Source organism: Kluyvera sp., assembly GCF_047971185.1.
GTDB lineage: Bacteria > Pseudomonadota > Gammaproteobacteria > Enterobacterales > Enterobacteriaceae > Kluyvera.
Genome location: NZ_JBKDZH010000013.1, coordinates 1 through 15,786, shown reverse-complemented (window position 1 = coordinate 15,786; position 15,786 = coordinate 1). Strand labels below are relative to the sequence as shown.

At 53.3% G+C, this 15,786-nt stretch carries 12 protein-coding genes and 1 pseudogene; 5 read left to right on the top strand and 8 right to left on the bottom strand.

The window, feature by feature from the left end; genetic code table 11:
• Positions 1-22: 22 nt before the first annotated feature.
• A complete protein-coding gene (locus tag ACK5JN_RS02315; RefSeq protein WP_416868673.1) occupies positions 23-1,288 on the top strand; it encodes a hypothetical protein in 1,266 nt (421 codons plus the stop codon).
• 81 nt (positions 1,289-1,369) lie between these two features.
• Here ACK5JN_RS02315 and ACK5JN_RS02310 read toward each other — a convergent pair.
• From ACK5JN_RS02310 to ettA, 5 genes and pseudogenes are all read right to left on the bottom strand, one after another.
• Positions 1,370-2,621 (bottom strand): annotated as a pseudogene (locus tag ACK5JN_RS02310) (capsule biosynthesis protein).
• Positions 2,622-2,639: 18 nt separating this feature from the next.
• A complete protein-coding gene (locus ACK5JN_RS02305; RefSeq protein WP_416868672.1) occupies positions 2,640-4,661 on the bottom strand; it encodes a capsular polysaccharide biosynthesis protein in 2,022 nt (673 codons plus the stop codon).
• Positions 4,662-4,723: 62 nt separating this feature from the next.
• Positions 4,724-6,394 (bottom strand): polysaccharide biosynthesis/export family protein, encoded by a 1,671-nt coding sequence (locus tag ACK5JN_RS02300; protein WP_416868671.1) that lies wholly within the window; start codon positions 6,392-6,394, stop codon positions 4,724-4,726.
• Between the two features lie 31 nt (positions 6,395-6,425).
• Positions 6,426-7,595 carry a capsule biosynthesis protein gene (locus ACK5JN_RS02295; RefSeq protein ID WP_416868670.1) on the bottom strand — a complete coding sequence of 390 codons (1,170 nt, stop codon included), beginning with the start codon at positions 7,593-7,595 and terminating at the stop codon, positions 6,426-6,428.
• 442 nt (positions 7,596-8,037) lie between these two features.
• Positions 8,038-9,705 carry an energy-dependent translational throttle protein EttA gene (gene ettA / locus ACK5JN_RS02290; protein ID WP_416868669.1) on the bottom strand — a complete coding sequence of 556 codons (1,668 nt, stop codon included), beginning with the start codon at positions 9,703-9,705 and terminating at the stop codon, positions 8,038-8,040.
• Positions 9,706-9,918: 213 nt separating this feature from the next.
• Here ettA and sltY point away from each other — a divergent pair, with 213 nt between their 5' ends.
• Together sltY and trpR are read left to right on the top strand one after the other, a co-directional pair.
• Complete coding sequence (gene sltY / locus ACK5JN_RS02285; RefSeq protein ID WP_416868668.1) at positions 9,919-11,856, top strand: murein transglycosylase; 1,938 nt, start codon at positions 9,919-9,921, stop codon at positions 11,854-11,856.
• Positions 11,857-11,918: 62 nt separating this feature from the next.
• Positions 11,919-12,242, top strand: a complete 324-nt coding sequence (gene trpR / locus ACK5JN_RS02280; protein ID WP_416868667.1) for a trp operon repressor — start codon at positions 11,919-11,921, stop codon at positions 12,240-12,242.
• 79 nt (positions 12,243-12,321) lie between these two features.
• Here the strand turns inward: trpR and yjjX are convergent, their stop codons facing one another.
• The gene (yjjX, locus tag ACK5JN_RS02275; RefSeq protein ID WP_416868666.1) at positions 12,322-12,840 is read right to left on the bottom strand and encodes an inosine/xanthosine triphosphatase; all 519 of its coding nucleotides are present in this window, start codon (positions 12,838-12,840) and stop codon (positions 12,322-12,324) included.
• Positions 12,841-12,893: 53 nt separating this feature from the next.
• Here yjjX and gpmB point away from each other — a divergent pair, with 53 nt between their 5' ends.
• On the top strand, positions 12,894-13,541 hold the full coding sequence (gene gpmB / locus ACK5JN_RS02270; protein ID WP_416868665.1) for a 2,3-diphosphoglycerate-dependent phosphoglycerate mutase GpmB: 648 nt from the start codon (positions 12,894-12,896) through the stop codon (positions 13,539-13,541).
• On the opposite strand, the gene robA is transcribed toward gpmB, so the two are convergent.
• Positions 13,538-14,407, bottom strand: a complete 870-nt coding sequence (robA, locus tag ACK5JN_RS02265) for an MDR efflux pump AcrAB transcriptional activator RobA (RefSeq protein ID WP_416868664.1) — start codon at positions 14,405-14,407, stop codon at positions 13,538-13,540. The genes gpmB and robA overlap by 4 nt on opposite strands.
• A gap of 211 nt (positions 14,408-14,618) precedes the next feature.
• On the opposite strand from robA, the gene creA reads away from it, so the two are divergent.
• Positions 14,619-15,101: a protein CreA gene (gene creA / locus ACK5JN_RS02260; RefSeq protein WP_416868663.1), complete on the top strand. Its 483-nt coding sequence runs from the start codon at positions 14,619-14,621 to the stop codon at positions 15,099-15,101.
• A 39-nt stretch (positions 15,102-15,140) separates the two neighbouring features.
• On the opposite strand, the gene arcA is transcribed toward creA, so the two are convergent.
• On the bottom strand, positions 15,141-15,786 hold a 646-nt coding region (gene arcA / locus ACK5JN_RS02255; protein WP_416868662.1), incomplete at its 5' end, for a two-component system response regulator ArcA.

The following is a 15,786-nucleotide window of genomic DNA, read 5'->3' as shown; positions in this document are numbered from 1 at the left end:
TATATTTATATTAAGGACTTTTATGTCGTTATATGCAAATGTTAAATTTGATGGTTCTGTTACTTCGATAAAATCTATCTTAGTTATTAATGATATTGAGGTGCCCATTTCTGGGCGAAAGGAAAAATGGTTTACTAACCTCCCAATAAAAAATAGTGACAAAGTAGAGTTAGTTGGTAATACGGAGCATGTTTCTTTAGAAATTCTCTCACATAAAATATTCCATCCAGATCAGATTTCGTTTGACATAAAATATGGGATTAAAGAATTTGTCTATGAAGGGGAGTCAATTTTTTATTCCCTGACTGGTAATATTACAAACCCACGGAAATGCCTTATAACTTTTCCTGGTGTTAGTAATTTTGATAATGTGAATTATCGATTGAGTGCTATGACCTCTCTTCAATCCAGATTACATGATGTACTTATTCTTGCCTTCCAGGATAAGGAAAGTGTTTATGGTAACTATATGTATGAGACTGAAAATGGGATCCGTATTAAATCAATTGCTACAAAATTAATTAGGGAGTTGAATGTTCGATATAACTTTAATCAGAGTGACTTGATTTTTTATGGCAATTCTAAAGGAGCATCTATTGCTATCGATTATATAGATGAATTTCCTGATTCTAGATATTTTATCGATATTCCTCAGTTGGATTTATACAATTATGCACCACAAAATCCATTAATGAGATATAGCCTGGGTGAAAAAGCAAGACATTACTATAATTATATGGAAAGTCTTCCGGCATTAAAAAACAAAAATGTAACATACTCCTTTGCCGAAAACGACTTTGATGCTTCCAGAGGAATGCCGATGAAATTATTCTCCGGTATGAATGTAGTTATGCTTAAAGATATGCCTCACTCTGGCTCAGCGATGGAGTTCGTTAAGCGACAGTTCTCTAAAGTCATCCAGATTATTGCAAGTAGAGGTGCTGTATATAAGAAAAGTATTGATATGCGATTTGCTTTTGTTAATGGGAAGTTGTGTGCATCGAGAGTTCTGGGTGCTTTTAAAGAAGAAGCAATGATCAGTAAGATCTACGCTGAAATTGAATTTTATAACTCAGATGCTAGTTACTCTGTCTCATTGAATAAAAAATTCAATAACATGGTCTGTATTTATTGGCAGAAAGGATTTGATATTCTCAAACATATACCTGTAGGTCATTATGGAATGAAGTTACATGTTTACTTCGATTTTAAAGAATTTGTTTATCCTTTAAATCAATCTATTGAGGTGAATGATTCAGATGTGATTATTGCCACAGTTCAGAAATAATTAATATTCCCCCATACTAACATGGGGGAATACATTATTTGAACGACGAATGGAGGTATGTTCTTAGTATATCTGAAGTTTTTATTGTAAAAACCATTTTCCTTGCGTGATTTTAGCTTTATGGTGAGTCACCTGATACTGCACCATCTCAGGTGACTTCCTCCCATAAAACACCGCATTAATCTGTGTATTCGCCCGTAGATACACGCTAAATTTCTTAAACAACTTCGCATCCGGCTTAAACTGTGCACTCCAGTACTGGTTCAAATGCCCCTGATACGTTAACCCCTTAATGTCATACAACGCCCGTCCCATCACCTTCAGCGGCTTGTTGTGGATCAGCGCAGAAATGCCAGCTGTGCTGTTAATGGTGATAACCGCCTTAGCATGTGTCAGCATTTTAGGCATTGGCAGATCGTGAACATAAATAATCCGGTTGCCCACGCCATATTGCTTACCTAGCTTTTTAATCAACGGCCCATACAGACGGTGCCCACGATCCATTGGATGGTGCTTAAACACCAGAAAATCCGTCGGTGACGCCTTCCTTGAGAAAGAGTACATCACGTCATTGATGTAATTACGCACGTCCTTATACGGACTGTGGTTTCGAATCTGGCTGTCGTTATAAACCTGCAAAATGGCCAGAAAGTAACGCTTATCGAGCTTGGTCTTCAGAAGATCCATCACATGCCGTTCTTTGTAGCGATACCACTGCTTTCGCCAGCCGGCACGGATCCAGCATTTACCTTCGTACCATGGTGAAAAGACCTTGTGATGGCGGTACAAAGGAAACTGAGTGCGGTGATACCAGCTTACCAGGTAATACCACATTGCGTGCCAGATACGCAGTTTGGTTGAGGGCTTTAAGCTCTGTACCTCCAGTTCTGGTTGTTCGGGGAGATTACGATAAAACTCCGGATCGCGCGGAAGGGAGGAATACGCATTAACCCCCCCCGCTTTCCAGAGTAATGAAATGCGGCCGCAGATAACCTTCCTCAAAAGCCAGAAAGCGAACGCCCTTAGACTGCGCCCAGCGTTTCGCGGCCTGATGTAACTGGCGGCAGTCGCCAAAGCACAGGATGGTGTCGAAGGGATATTCCTGCCACGTCTCTTTTAACCAGTGTGGAAACTCTTTCGGCGTCTGTTGATACGTCAGATATGCACGCTTTCGGCAGTAAAAACGGTCGCCGGCGTTGAACACTACGTTTTTCGCTTCGCGCCCCTGCGACTCGAGCCATTCCGCCATATCGTTGAAGAACGGTCCCATAGGCCCCTGCAAAAGCAGATAACGTTTTCCTGAGAGGAGCGTGTTGATGGTATTGCTATTCATAGAGATTCCCTCTCAACGTTAGTTCTTCATTGCTTTGATCAGCATCCGCAACTTGCGACCCTGCCGCTGCAGATACTGGCCGGAGCCACGTTTTATCCCCAGATCCTGCCTTTTTTGTGCCAATAACCAGCTCATAGCCATTTCTGGCGAGATGCACAGCTTCGTTTCGGGATGGATGTAGGTGGGATAGCTAATGAGCGTTTGATACAGCAAATCGCCAATCGTCAGGCGACGTTGACGGCGTTCACAAACATACTCATCTGTCGTTAGCCCCCAACCGGCATAGAACGGCACGCCATAACAAAAAACTTTTTTGCCATGCATCAGGGCTTCAAACCCTGACAGCGAGGTCATGGTATGGACTTCTTCAACCTGTTGAATACATTCAATGATGTCGGCATCCAGCGCGATGCAGTCGGCAAGGTAGGACATCTCCTCATCGGAGATGTGGCCGGGGCGATTGCCGACCAGAACGTCCGGATGCGGCTTATAGATGATAAACGCCAGCGGGTTGCGCTCCCGCACGGTCCGCAGCAGCGTCAGATTGGTTCGGATGGTCGCTGTGCCCCGCGCAATGGAAGCATCGTTCTCAACCTGGCCCGTCACCAGTAGCGTGCGTTTCCCGGCTGCGCTGGCCGGAATTTTCCAGCTCGCGCCCAGGTTATATTTACTGAGTTTGCTCGCGATAAGCTCTTGCCGTAATGCCTCCGCGCGCTGTTGCTGCTCAGCTGTTAGCTGCGAATGCGCCAGTAAATTCTCGAGATCGCTGGGACGACTGGCATCGTAGTAAATACCGGTTTTATCCAGCACCAATGACAGCGGTGGCTGTAAATCAGAGCCCAGCCCAGAGGAACGCAGGAAGCCATCTTCCATGCGCCAGATGGGAATATCATACTGCGCGGCTTTCTGCCGCCAGCGAGCTTCGCCTTTCACGCCCCATACGACGCAAGCGCTGGCCTCTCGTCCTTTATGCGAGAAATCGACGTGGTTGCTTGTCGTTTTCAGAAAAGGTTTAACGATGCTGCTTTTCCATAGCGTCATACCCGGAGCCCAGAGCTGCCCGCTACGCGCAAGCAGGTGTTGGCGCTGTTGGCTAAGATACTCAAGCACATCGAATAATGTGCCCGGTTGCCCGGTATACGGATTGACGTAGCGCGCATAGCGTAGCCAGGCGGCGGCGACCAGCGCGCTTAGGGGGGCATGGCCGCGGCGAGCCGCTATTTCGTGCGCCTGCGGGTGACGGTCATCGGTCAACCCCCATCCGGCGTACCACGGCAGGCCAAAGCAGACGACTTTTTTCCCCGCCATCAGCGCTTCAATGCCATATTGCGACGTCACGGTATACACATGTGAAACCTGGCGCAGCAGGGACTGCGGGCTAAAATCCCGGGTAATTAGACGAACGCGCGGGTCGGCTCCCAGCGATTCAAAATAGCCCTTCTTTTTGCCCGTCAGCACGTCCGGATGGGTTTTTACCCAAATCTCCCCGTGAGGATGTTCTCTTTTGGCGCAGGAAAGCATGGCCGCGAACTGGTGCTCCGTTGCCCCGCCGAGCGTAACGGAGACATCACCGTAAGTTTGGTCAACAACCAGCGTGACATCCGTATGGTGGCTTTCTTTGAACCGTGGGGCGTGGTTGTATTTTGACAGATCGTGATTGACGATAAAGTTGATGGCCTGAAGCGCCTCGTGGTGCAAACCAGGCGCTTCGGCTTCTTGCTTGATTAACATTTCCAGACGGCTGGGGCGACGGGCGTCGTAGTAAATCCCCAGATCGTCGACGATCACGCCTAGCGGCGGCGCGCCGTTAACCCCCAGGTCTAATGAGCGTACAAAACCGTCTTCCAGGCGTAATATTGGTAGCCCCGCTTTATGCGCGCGCTCTATGGGGCGCTGGGCGGAAGGGCGCTCACCCCATACGGCAATGGCATCCACTGCGCCCGGAAGGGGGAATAACGGGGTTAGTTTGCAGTACGCTTCACCTAAAAAGTGCTCAAGGTGTGGGATCTGCCAGATACCTGAAGAGTAGATGCCTATCATCCTGAACGGCTTCCGTGTTGGTGTTCCGTTGGTGGCGGAGACTCTCCGCCACGCCCCTGTTGTTACAGATCCAGAATGACTTTCGCCGCCACCGCCATCTGGTAAAGGATGGTGGAGATACCGCGCGTGACTTCCAGATTTTTGGTTTCGTACTTCGGCAACACCATAATTTCATCGCCGGGACGAACGTCATCCACGTCGTCGGCGTCCACGGCGGAGCCATCCTGATGAATGACGATAATTTTCGACTGCCCGGATTTTTGCGTCAGGCCGCCGCACTTCTCGATGTAGTCATCCACATCCAGCTTTTGCTTCCAGGAGATGGCGTTGGGGAACAGCACCGAGCCGTGGATCATCACCAGCGACGTTTTTTCCGGGATGGTCACGACGTCGCCGTCTTCCAGAATCACGCTGTCGAGGTTGCTCTCGTTCAGCACCACCTGGCCTTTAGGCACCACGTTGCGCGCCTTGGCGACGAAGCGGCTGACCAACTGCGCTTCCTGTACGCGCAGGCGCGCCTCTTCCTGGGTGGCCGACTGTGAGGAGAGGGAGGCTTCTTCCAGCTTTTGCAGGGAGGTGTTGAGCATCTCTTTCTGGCGTACCGCGACCGAGTGGCGATACAGCTGGATGCTGCTGAGCTGCGACATGCTGTTGGTTTTGAGCTGTGCCAGCACCTGCTTCATGGTGGAACCGTACGGCAGCACCACCGCGTGCTCACCCGAATGTGCGCCTTCAATCCTTACCTGGATGGTGCCCGCGTAGCGGTCGGAGCTGATGATCAGCTTATCGCCGTCCTGCAGCATTTTTCCTGAGGCGCTGCTGAGCGGATAGTACTCCGTGCGCTTCATCGCGCCCTGCTGGCGGATGATGGTAAAGTGCGTCGCGCCCGGTTTAGGTCGCGACCAGGTCAGCGCTTCCGTCACCGGAATGCTGCTGTCGCGGAATTCGAAGTCGTAGCTGTTGTACACATCGCCTTCGACGCTAAAGGTATATTTGCGCGGTCCAACCACGATGGTGTCGCCATCGGCGAACTGCGACAGGTTCAGCGAGCCGTTGAGCAGGAAGTCGTACAGATTGACGCGCGAGCGTACGGTTTTACCGCTCTTGACGGTGATATCGACATAGCTACCGCGATCGCTATCGACGCCGCCCGCCTTGCTGAGATAGGAGAGCAGAGAGTCGGAAGCCACGCCGCCGTACAGCCCTGGGTTTCTGACGTAGCCGGTTACGAACACTTTGACCGGCTGCGCCTGAAGCAGAGAGGCATAAACGTTAACGTTAGACTGATAGACCTCTTTGATTTTGGTCGTCACCAGGCTGTTGAGCTGGCCGTTGCTGACGCCGTTGACCTTCAGCGGGCCGACGTTCGGGACGAAAATGTTGCCTTTGGGATCGACGGGCAGCGCGCCGTCAAAATTAAACGCGCCCCACAGCCGAATCTGGATAGTATCGCCGAGGCCGATCACGTAGTTCGGGTTGAAACCGATGCTGCTGCCGCTGTCGGCGGTAGAACCGTTGAACAGCTGAGCGCCAAACATGCGGCTTAATGGCGGGGCCGGAATAGGGACTGGCGTATTATCAAAGCCGTTGCTATCTACACTCTGAGCCCTGGCCGCCAGCATCTGCGGCAAGCCTGCCGCACCGGTAAGCTGCGGGTCAGCGGTAATGCCCACCGCCAGCGCCTGACAGGATTGCAGAATACTCAACACAAGAATCGTTTTAACTAATTTCATAATAGACTCTGTTAATGATATTGGCGGTTAATTAGTCTTTGTGATCTTCAATAATGGCGATCAATAATTTGGCCGTGCCAAAGAGCAGACAACACACCAATAACCAGCTGGCTAAGAGATACGGCACGTTCGGGAAACGCGATTCTTGCGGTAGCTGCGGTGAACTAATAACGGACAGCGTTTTTAATTTCCGCGCGCTTTCCAGCCGGGTTTTTTCGATAGCCTGCAGCGCGAGCGCATACAGATCGTTATCAAATTTCACCGTGGTTTTAAGATCTTCAAAATCTGCCGCCATGCTGTTGAGCTTTTTGCCATCCGGTGCGGTAATTTTATTTTGCTCAACGTCGATCTGGGCTTGTAACGATTTAATGGCGTTTTTGGTGCTGACCACCTGCGGGGCATCTTCGCGTAAATAGGTCAGCAGGTTGCGCAGGTCGGCTTCCATCTCAATCTTTTTAGCAATCAGCGTGTTGACCAGCGTGGTAGCCGCTTCAGCGGAGGCCGCAGGGTCCAGCACGTTATTGCTGTTCTGATAGGCCAGCAGCTGACTTTTGCTGGTATTCAGCCGCGCTTTGGTTTCTTCTAGCTGCTGCTCGGCAAACTGCATCTGCTCGCGGGCTATTCGGTGCGACAGTTCGTTGATAAAGCGCTCAGATTCCTTCAGCACCGCCTGGTTAAACGCCTGGGCGAACGCTGGCGTAAAGCCCTGCGTCTGAATCGACAGCAGCCCGGTCTTCTCGTCATAGTCGACGGTCAGGCGAGAGCGGTAGTACTCGAGGTAGCGTTCGGCGGTAATGTCGGCGGGGAGATGGAACAGAAAATCCCAACCGCTCTGGCTAAACGCCTGGTGAAAATCGAGCTTTTTATCCAGCGTTTGCAGCATATCCGGTGAGTTGATGTACTCTTTCAGGTACAGCGAATCCTCGGCAGAAGAGGGGTTAGAGGCCCCCAGCAGCAGGCCGAAATTAAGGCTGGAGCTGTCGAGATCGTTAGGGCGTTTGACCGCGACCTTAGACTCGCTGACGTAGCGCGGCTGGCTGAAAATGACCAGATAGATAATCAGCAGACACATCGGCGCTGCGATTATCCCCTTCCACAGATGGCGCTGAATATCGATTTGCCGACACTTTTTCAACGCCGCACGGGCCAGTCTTTTTTTCCTGGCAATAAATCGGCCAGACAGCACTTTATTTATTTTCATAAGATATTCAGTGAACTTAATTAATGGGGTGAATATATTCCTGACGAGATAAACGGATGTTCATCGGCACCATTCATTACGTTTGTTTAAATCTGAATATCCCATGCAGGATAATGTGATAAAACATTGTATTCCTTTATGTATTATCAAGTGGCTTTTTATATTCGATGGATTCCTGTCCATGAATAACTACCATGAATAATAATCAACTAAAATTCATGCGGCATTTTTAGCACAGTCGCTAAAGCATCACAATAGTGATTATATATGATGGGATTTTCTTAATGAGGTTGTATTTGATGGGGCTATGTTTAGATAAAAGAGAAGTGTGTTTATTGATTAAAAAATGAAAATCCAGCGTTTCGCTGAATATTTTTATTATTTCTTTATTGCAGGTTAAGTATTATTAAAGCGGATGGCCCATGCCATCCGCTTGAGGAAATTACTTCGAAATACGCTTGTACTTGATACGCTTCGGCTCCAGCGCATCCGCGCCCAGCGTGCGTTTCTTATACTCTTCGTATTCGGTAAAGTTACCCTCGAAGAATTCCACTTTACCCTCATCCTGGTAATCCAGAATGTGGGTGGCGATACGGTCGAGGAACCAACGGTCGTGCGAGATAACCATCGCGCAGCCCGGGAATTCCAGCAGGGCGTTTTCCAGCGCGCGCAGGGTTTCGATATCCAGGTCGTTGGTCGGTTCATCGAGCAGCAGCATATTGCCGCCAACCTGCAGCAGCTTCGCCAGGTGCAGACGACCGCGCTCACCGCCGGACAGCTCGCCAACGCGTTTGCCCTGATCGACGCCCTTGAAGTTAAAGCGGCCCACGTAGGCGCGGCTTGGCATCTCGGTGTTGCCGATCTTCATGATATCCAGCCCGCCGGAAACTTCTTCCCACACGGTTTTGCTGTTATCCATTGCGTCACGGAACTGGTCAACGGACGCCAGCTTCACGGTTTCACCCAGGGTGATTGTGCCGCTGTCAGGCTGTTCCTGGCCGGACATCATACGGAACAGGGTCGATTTACCCGCGCCGTTTGGTCCGATGATGCCGACAATCGCGCCTTTCGGTACCGAGAAGCTCAGATCGTCGATCAGCACGCGATCGCCGTAGGATTTACGCAGGTTGGCGACTTCAACGACTTTATCGCCCAGACGCGGTCCTGGTGGAATAAACAGTTCGTTGGTTTCGTTACGTTTCTGGTATTCGGTGTTGTTCAGCTCTTCAAAGCGCGCCAGACGGGCCTTGCCCTTAGACTGACGGCCTTTCGCGCCCTGACGCACCCACTCCAGCTCTTTCTCGATAGACTTACGACGGGCCGCTTCCTGAGAAGCTTCCTGCGCCAGACGCTGATCTTTCTGCTCCAGCCAGGAGGAGTAGTTGCCTTCCCATGGAATACCTTCGCCGCGGTCCAGCTCCAGAATCCAACCCGCCACGTTGTCGAGGAAGTAACGGTCGTGGGTAATCGCCACAACGGTACCTTCGAAGTCGTGCAGGAAGCGTTCCAGCCAGGCGACGGATTCGGCGTCCAGGTGGTTAGTCGGTTCGTCGAGCAGCAGCATGTCTGGTTTTTCCAGCAGCAGGCGGCACAGCGCGACGCGGCGGCGTTCACCACCGGACAATTTTTCGATTTTGGCATCCCAGTCCGGCAGACGCAGCGCGTCAGCGGCACGTTCGAGCTGCACGTTCAGGTTGTGACCGTCGTGCGCCTGGATGATTTCTTCAAACTTGCCCTGTTTCGCGGCCAGCTTATCGAAGTCAGCGTCTGGTTCAGCGTACTTAGCGTACACTTCGTCCAGGCCTTTCAGCGCGTTAACCACTTCGGCGACCGCTTCTTCAACGGATTCACGGACGGTATGTTCCGGGTTCAGCTGCGGCTCCTGCGGCAGGTAGCCAATCTTGATGCCCGGCTGCGGGCGCGCTTCGCCCTCGATATCAGTATCGATACCGGCCATGATTTTCAGCAGGGTAGATTTACCGGCGCCGTTCAGACCCAGAACACCAATTTTTGCGCCAGGGAAGAAGCTGAGCGAGATGTTTTTCAGAATATGACGTTTCGGCGGTACCACTTTGCCGACACGATGCATGGTATAAACGAATTGAGCCACGTTGGACTTCGCCTCTATGTTTATCGTGATGATGAATAGTTTTCAAAGGCGAAGTGTAGCCTTTTTCCCTGTCTAAGCCCAGCCAGCAGATCTCACGGGCCGTAAAAGTAAAAAAATGTTCATAACGTGGCGCATTTGCCAATGTCTGGTTAGCATGAATTGATTACGCGGCATGATGCTGCACCGACGTAACGCGACAACGAGGAAGAGCTTGTGCAAAAAGCCCAACAATTTACGTGGCGTCTGCTGGCGGCCGGAGTCTGCCTGCTGACGCTCAGTAGCGTTGCCCGCGCCGATTCGCTGGATCAACAGCGCAGCCGCTATGCGCAAATCAAGCAGGCCTGGGATAACCGCCAGATGGATGTGGTTGAGCAACTGATGCCAACCCTGCGGGATTACCCGCTGTACCCGTACCTGGAATATCGCCAGATAACCAGCGACCTGATGAATACCCCGACGTTAACGGTCAGCAACTTTGTGCAGGCCAACCCAACGCTGCCTCCGGCCCGCACCCTTAAAAACCGCTTCGTCAACGAGCTGGCGCGTCGCCAGGATTGGCGTGGCCTGCTGGCTTTCAGCCCCGATAAACCCGGTACCGCCGAGGCGCAGTGCAACTATTACTATGCCAAATATAATGTGGGTGACACCCAGGGAGCCTGGGAGGGCGCGAAAACCCTGTGGCTGACCGGGCAGAGCCGCCCAAACGCCTGCGATCCGCTGTTCAGCGCCTGGCGCGCGTCCGGCACCCAGGATCCGCTGGCGTATCTTGAACGCATTCGTCTGGCGATGAAGGCCGGCAATACCGGGCTGGTGAAGGTGCTGGCCTCGCAGATGCCGGCGGAATATCAGACTATCGCGGCGGCCATTACCGATCTGGCCAATAATCCGAACAACGTGCTGACCTTTGCGCGTACCACCGGGGCGACCGACTTCACGCGCCAGCTGGCGGCGGTGGCGTTTACCAGCGTTGCCCGTCAGGACGTGGAAAACGCGCGCCTGATGATCCCTTCGCTTTCCCAGGCGCAGAAGCTCAATGATGAGCAGACTCAGGAGCTGCGCGATATCGTCGCCTGGCGTCTGATGGGGACGGACGTGACCGATGAACAGGCGCGCTGGCGTGACAACACCATTATGCGTTCGCAGTCCGTCTCGCTGGTTGAACGCCGCGTGCGTATGGCGCTCGGCACCGGCGACCGTACTGGGCTGAATACCTGGCTGGCGCGGCTGCCGATGGAAGCCAAAGACAAGGACGAATGGCGCTACTGGCAGGCCGACCTGTTGATGGAGCGCGGGCGTGATGATGAGGCGCGCGGCATCCTGCTGTCGCTCATGCAGCAGCGCGGCTTCTACCCGATGGTGGCGGCGCAGCGTCTGGGCGAGCCGTATACGCTGCGCGTGGAGAAAGCGCCGGGGTCAATCTCCTCAGCGCTGACCAGCGGGGCAGAAATGGCGCGCGTGCGTGAATTAATGTACTGGAATCAGGATAATACGGCGCGTAGCGAGTGGGCCAACCTGGTCAGCAGCCGCAGCCAGACCGAGCAGGCGCAGCTCGCCCGCTATGCTTTCGACCAGCACTGGTGGGATCTGAGCGTGCAGGCCACCATCGCCGGTAAACTGTGGGATAACCTGCAGGAGCGCTTCCCGCTGGCCTATAACGATCTGTTTGTGCGCTATACCTCCGGCAAAGATGTACCGCAGAGCTACGCGATGGCGATAGCGCGTCAGGAAAGCGCGTGGAACCCGAAGGTGAAATCACCGGTCGGCGCCAGCGGGCTGATGCAGATTATGCCGGGTACCGCGACGCACACGGTGAAGATGTTCAACCTGCCGGGCTACAGCAATCCGGCGCAGCTGCTGGATCCGGAGACCAACATCAATATTGGCACCAGCTACCTGCAGTACGTCTACCAGCAGTTTGAAAATAACCGTATCTTTGCCTCGGCGGCATATAACGCCGGGCCGGGTCGCGTGCGCACCTGGCTGGGTAACAGCGCCGGGCGTATCGATGCGGTGGCGTTTATCGAGAGCATTCCGTTCTCAGAAACCCGCGGCTACGTGAAAAACGTGCTGGCCTACGACGTCTACTATCGCCACTTTATGGGCCAGAAAGATGACGTGCTCAGCAGTAATGAATGGCAACGGCGTTACTGATAGGTTAGACCTGTGTTATGCTTGTACTCGTTTAAGAGTACATGCATAACATGGTGGCCGACATGACCCAACAATCCCCTTATTCAGCGACGGTTGCTGAACAGCGTCACCAGGAGTGGCTTCGCTTTGTGGAGCTTCTGCGTCTGGCCTATACCGACGACCTGGCGCTGCCGCTGCTGAATTTAATGATGACCCCGGACGAGCGAGAGGCGCTGGGCACCCGCGTGCGGATTATCGAAGAGCTGCTGCGCGGAGAAATGAGCCAGCGTGAGCTGAAAAACGAGCTGGGGGCGGGGATCGCCACGATTACCCGTGGCTCGAACAGCCTGAAATCAGCGCCGGTTGAGCTGCGCCAGTGGCTGGAACAAACCCTGCCGAAAACGTGATCGTCCAGGCCGGATAAGGCGAAGTCGCCCTCCGGCAATGTGCACCGTTGTGCCTGATGGCGGCTTCGCCTTATCCGGCCTACTGGCGGTAGAGCTCGTTATGGAACGGGCTTAACGCCAGCACCACCGCCTGGTGGTACACGCTGCTGCGGGTTAGCACGCCGGCGGTGAAGACGCCGATCGCCCCTTCTTTATTGCCAATCTTATCAATGCCGGTGTACTTCGACATCACCGGGCCGAGCGCTTCGCCCGCGCGTACCTGCTCAAGAATCATCTCCGGCAGCGGTAGCGTGGCGGACCGCGCCTCGCCGCGCTGGCTACGGCTCTCAATCACCACCCAGCTGAAGGTGGCGCCTTCGTCAATTCCGGCTTCAATGGCTACCCAAAAATCCGCATCCGGACGAGCTTCCCTGGCATTGGCGACGCGATTACGCGCCCCGGCGCGGGTTTCCTCGCTGCCAAACGGCTGTTCCGGCACGCCCGTTTCGACGGAGATCGCATCGATTTGGCAGGATCCTTCGCCAAAGATCTGGTCAAATGCCGCAAGAATTGCCTGAATTTTGGCAGGATTGGTGGTAGCGGAGACAACTTGATGCATAATCTACACAACTCAGATAATAAAATGTCATCGCAGTATAACGGATAAAAAACATGTTACAGGTATATCTTGTTCGCCATGGCGAAACTCGCTGGAACGCCGAGCGGCGTATTCAAGGCCAGTCCGATAGCCCCCTGACGGCTAAAGGAGAGCAGCAGGCGGTGCAGGTAGGGGAGCGCGTGCGCACCTACGGCATTACCCACGTTATCGCCAGCGATCTGGGCCGTACGCGCCGTACCGCCGAGATCATTGCCGATGCCTGCGGCTGCGGCGTCACGCTGGACGCGCGTCTGCGCGAGCTGGATATGGGCGTGCTGGAGCAGCGCCATCTTGATTCTCTGACCGCAGAAGAAGAGCAATGGCGTCGGCTGGTGGTCAACGGCACGCCGGATGGCCGTATTCCGCAAGGTGAGTCGATGCAGGAACTGAGCGAACGTATGCATGCGGGCCTGGCCGCCTGTCTGGACCTGCCGCCGGGCAGCCGCCCACTGCTGGTGAGCCACGGGATTGCGCTGGGATGTCTGGTGAGTACGATTCTGGGGCTGCCCGCGCACGCGGAGCGTCGTCTGCGTCTGCGTAACTGCTCTATTTCACGGGTGGACTATCAGGAAAGCCTGTGGCTGGCGCCGGGATGGGTCGTGGAAACGGCAGGGGATATCTCGCATCTCGATACCCCTGCACTGGATGAGCTACAGCGTTAGCGACGAATCGGGATCAGGTACTCGCAGCGCAGCATAATCGGCGGTTCCTGATGTCGGGCTTCGTCCTGCGGGAAGAAGCGCTCGATATCCTGACCCTTACGGCGGGTCAGGTTGAGCATTGGCATGCAGGTGCCGTACAGCGTCAGGATAAACTCCTGCAGGCCCGTTCCCAGCCCTTCATAGGTGAACATCACGTACTCGCCGCCTTCCAGCGTGACCGGATGGGCATCGTTCAGATGTCCGTTGGCCAGCTCTGGCGTGAGCGCCGTGGTGTAAAACACTTCCTGCTCGTCATCTTTTTCCAGGCTTGGACGCGGCTCGTGCAGCCCGTACAGAATCGGCGGAATAGACGGCGAGTTGCCGAGGAAATCGGTCCAGAACTGGACGCGCATCTGCTGGCGGAAATCGGAGATCTCTTCCAGCTTGCAGGTATAGCTCTGGGTCACGCCCATCAGATGAGTCGACGGCAGGGTGATGAATTCGTATTTTGGCATGGTGAACTCGCCCAGGCGCAGCGGTGGACGCATCCCGAAGGAGCTCCAGTCTGGCGAGCGGCGGTACAGCGCAGGCGTCAGCGTAAACTGTTTTTTGAACGCGCGGGTAAAGGTCTGCTGCGAGTCAAAACGATACTGCAGCGCAATATCCAGGATAGGGCGTGCGGTCAGGCGCAGGGCGACGGCGGATTTAGACAGACGACGGGCGCGAATGTAGGCGCCGATGGCGTGGCCGGTGACATCTTTGAACATGCGTTGCAGGTGCCATTTAGAATAACCCGCTTTTGCCGCCACATTATCCAGCGATAAAGGCTGATCCAAATGCCCTTCAAGCCAAACGAGGAGATCGCGAATAATTCCAGCCTGATCCATAAAATGCCCTCATCCTTAAAATCTTATGTGCCTGTTACCAAAGTAGCGGATAATAGCATCTTTTGCTGTTTTAGCATTCAGTGTTTTTTTTATGCATAAATGCGTTTTTACATTAGATTTGGCCCAATTTTTTGTAAAGCTGTGATCTTTAAACACTTTCTAAATGAATGTTGAATAATCACACAACTCAATCGACGGAAATGGTAACAATATGAAATACAAGAAATTAATGGCAGGCCTGTTACTCAGCGTCTCCAGCCTGGCGGTTCACGCGGAGCAGATTGGTTCTGTGGATACGGTGTTCAAAATGTTTGGGCCGGATCATAAAATTGTGGTGGAGGCCTTTGACGATCCCGACGTTAAAAACGTCACCTGCTACGTGAGCCGGGCGAAAACCGGCGGTATCAAAGGGGGGCTGGGGCTGGCTGAGGACACCTCTGATGCGGCTATCTCCTGTCAGCAGATTGGCCCGGTTGAGCTGAGCGACAAGATTAAGAGCGGTAAAGCGGACGGCGAGGTGGTCTTTAAGAAGCGCACTTCGCTGGTGTTTAAATCGCTACAGGTGGTGCGTTTCTATGACAAAAAGCGCAACGTCCTCGCCTATCTGGCCTATTCCGACAAGGTGGTTGACGGTTCGCCGAAAAACGCGATTAGCGCGGTGCCGATTATGCCATGGGGAACCGCGGCAAAATAAGGGCAAAAAAAACGGCGCTGAATGCGCCGTTTTGTCTTCTTATTCCTGCAGCTCGCCGCAGAAGCGGTAACCTTCGCCGTGAATGGTGGCGATGATTTCCGGCGTATCCGGCGTAGACTCGAAGTGTTTACGGATGCGACGAATGGTCACGTCAACCGTACGGTCGTGTGGCTTCAGCTCACGGCCGGTCATTTTCTTCAGCAGTTCAGCGCGGGACTGAATTTTGCCAGGGTTTTCGCAGAAGTGCAGCATGGCGCGGAATTCACTGCGCGGCAGCTTGTACTGCTCACCGTTCGGGCTCACCAGAGAGCGGCTATTGATGTCCAGCTCCCAGCCGTTGAACTTGTAGCTTTCTACGCTACGGCGTTCTTCGCTGACGGTACCCAGGTTCATGGTACGGGACAGCAGGTTACGTGCACGGATGGTCAGTTCACGTGGGTTGAACGGCTTGGTGATGTAATCATCTGCGCCAATTTCCAGACCGAGGATCTTGTCGACTTCATTGTCGCGGCCGGTCAGGAACATCAGGGCGACATTCGCTTGTTCACGCAGTTCGCGCGCCAGCAGAAGGCCGTTTTTGCCCGGCAGGTTGATATCAATGATTACCAGCTTGATATCATTTTCAGACAGGATCAGATGCATTTCCGCGCCATCGGTCGCTTCGAAAACATCGTAGCCTACTGCT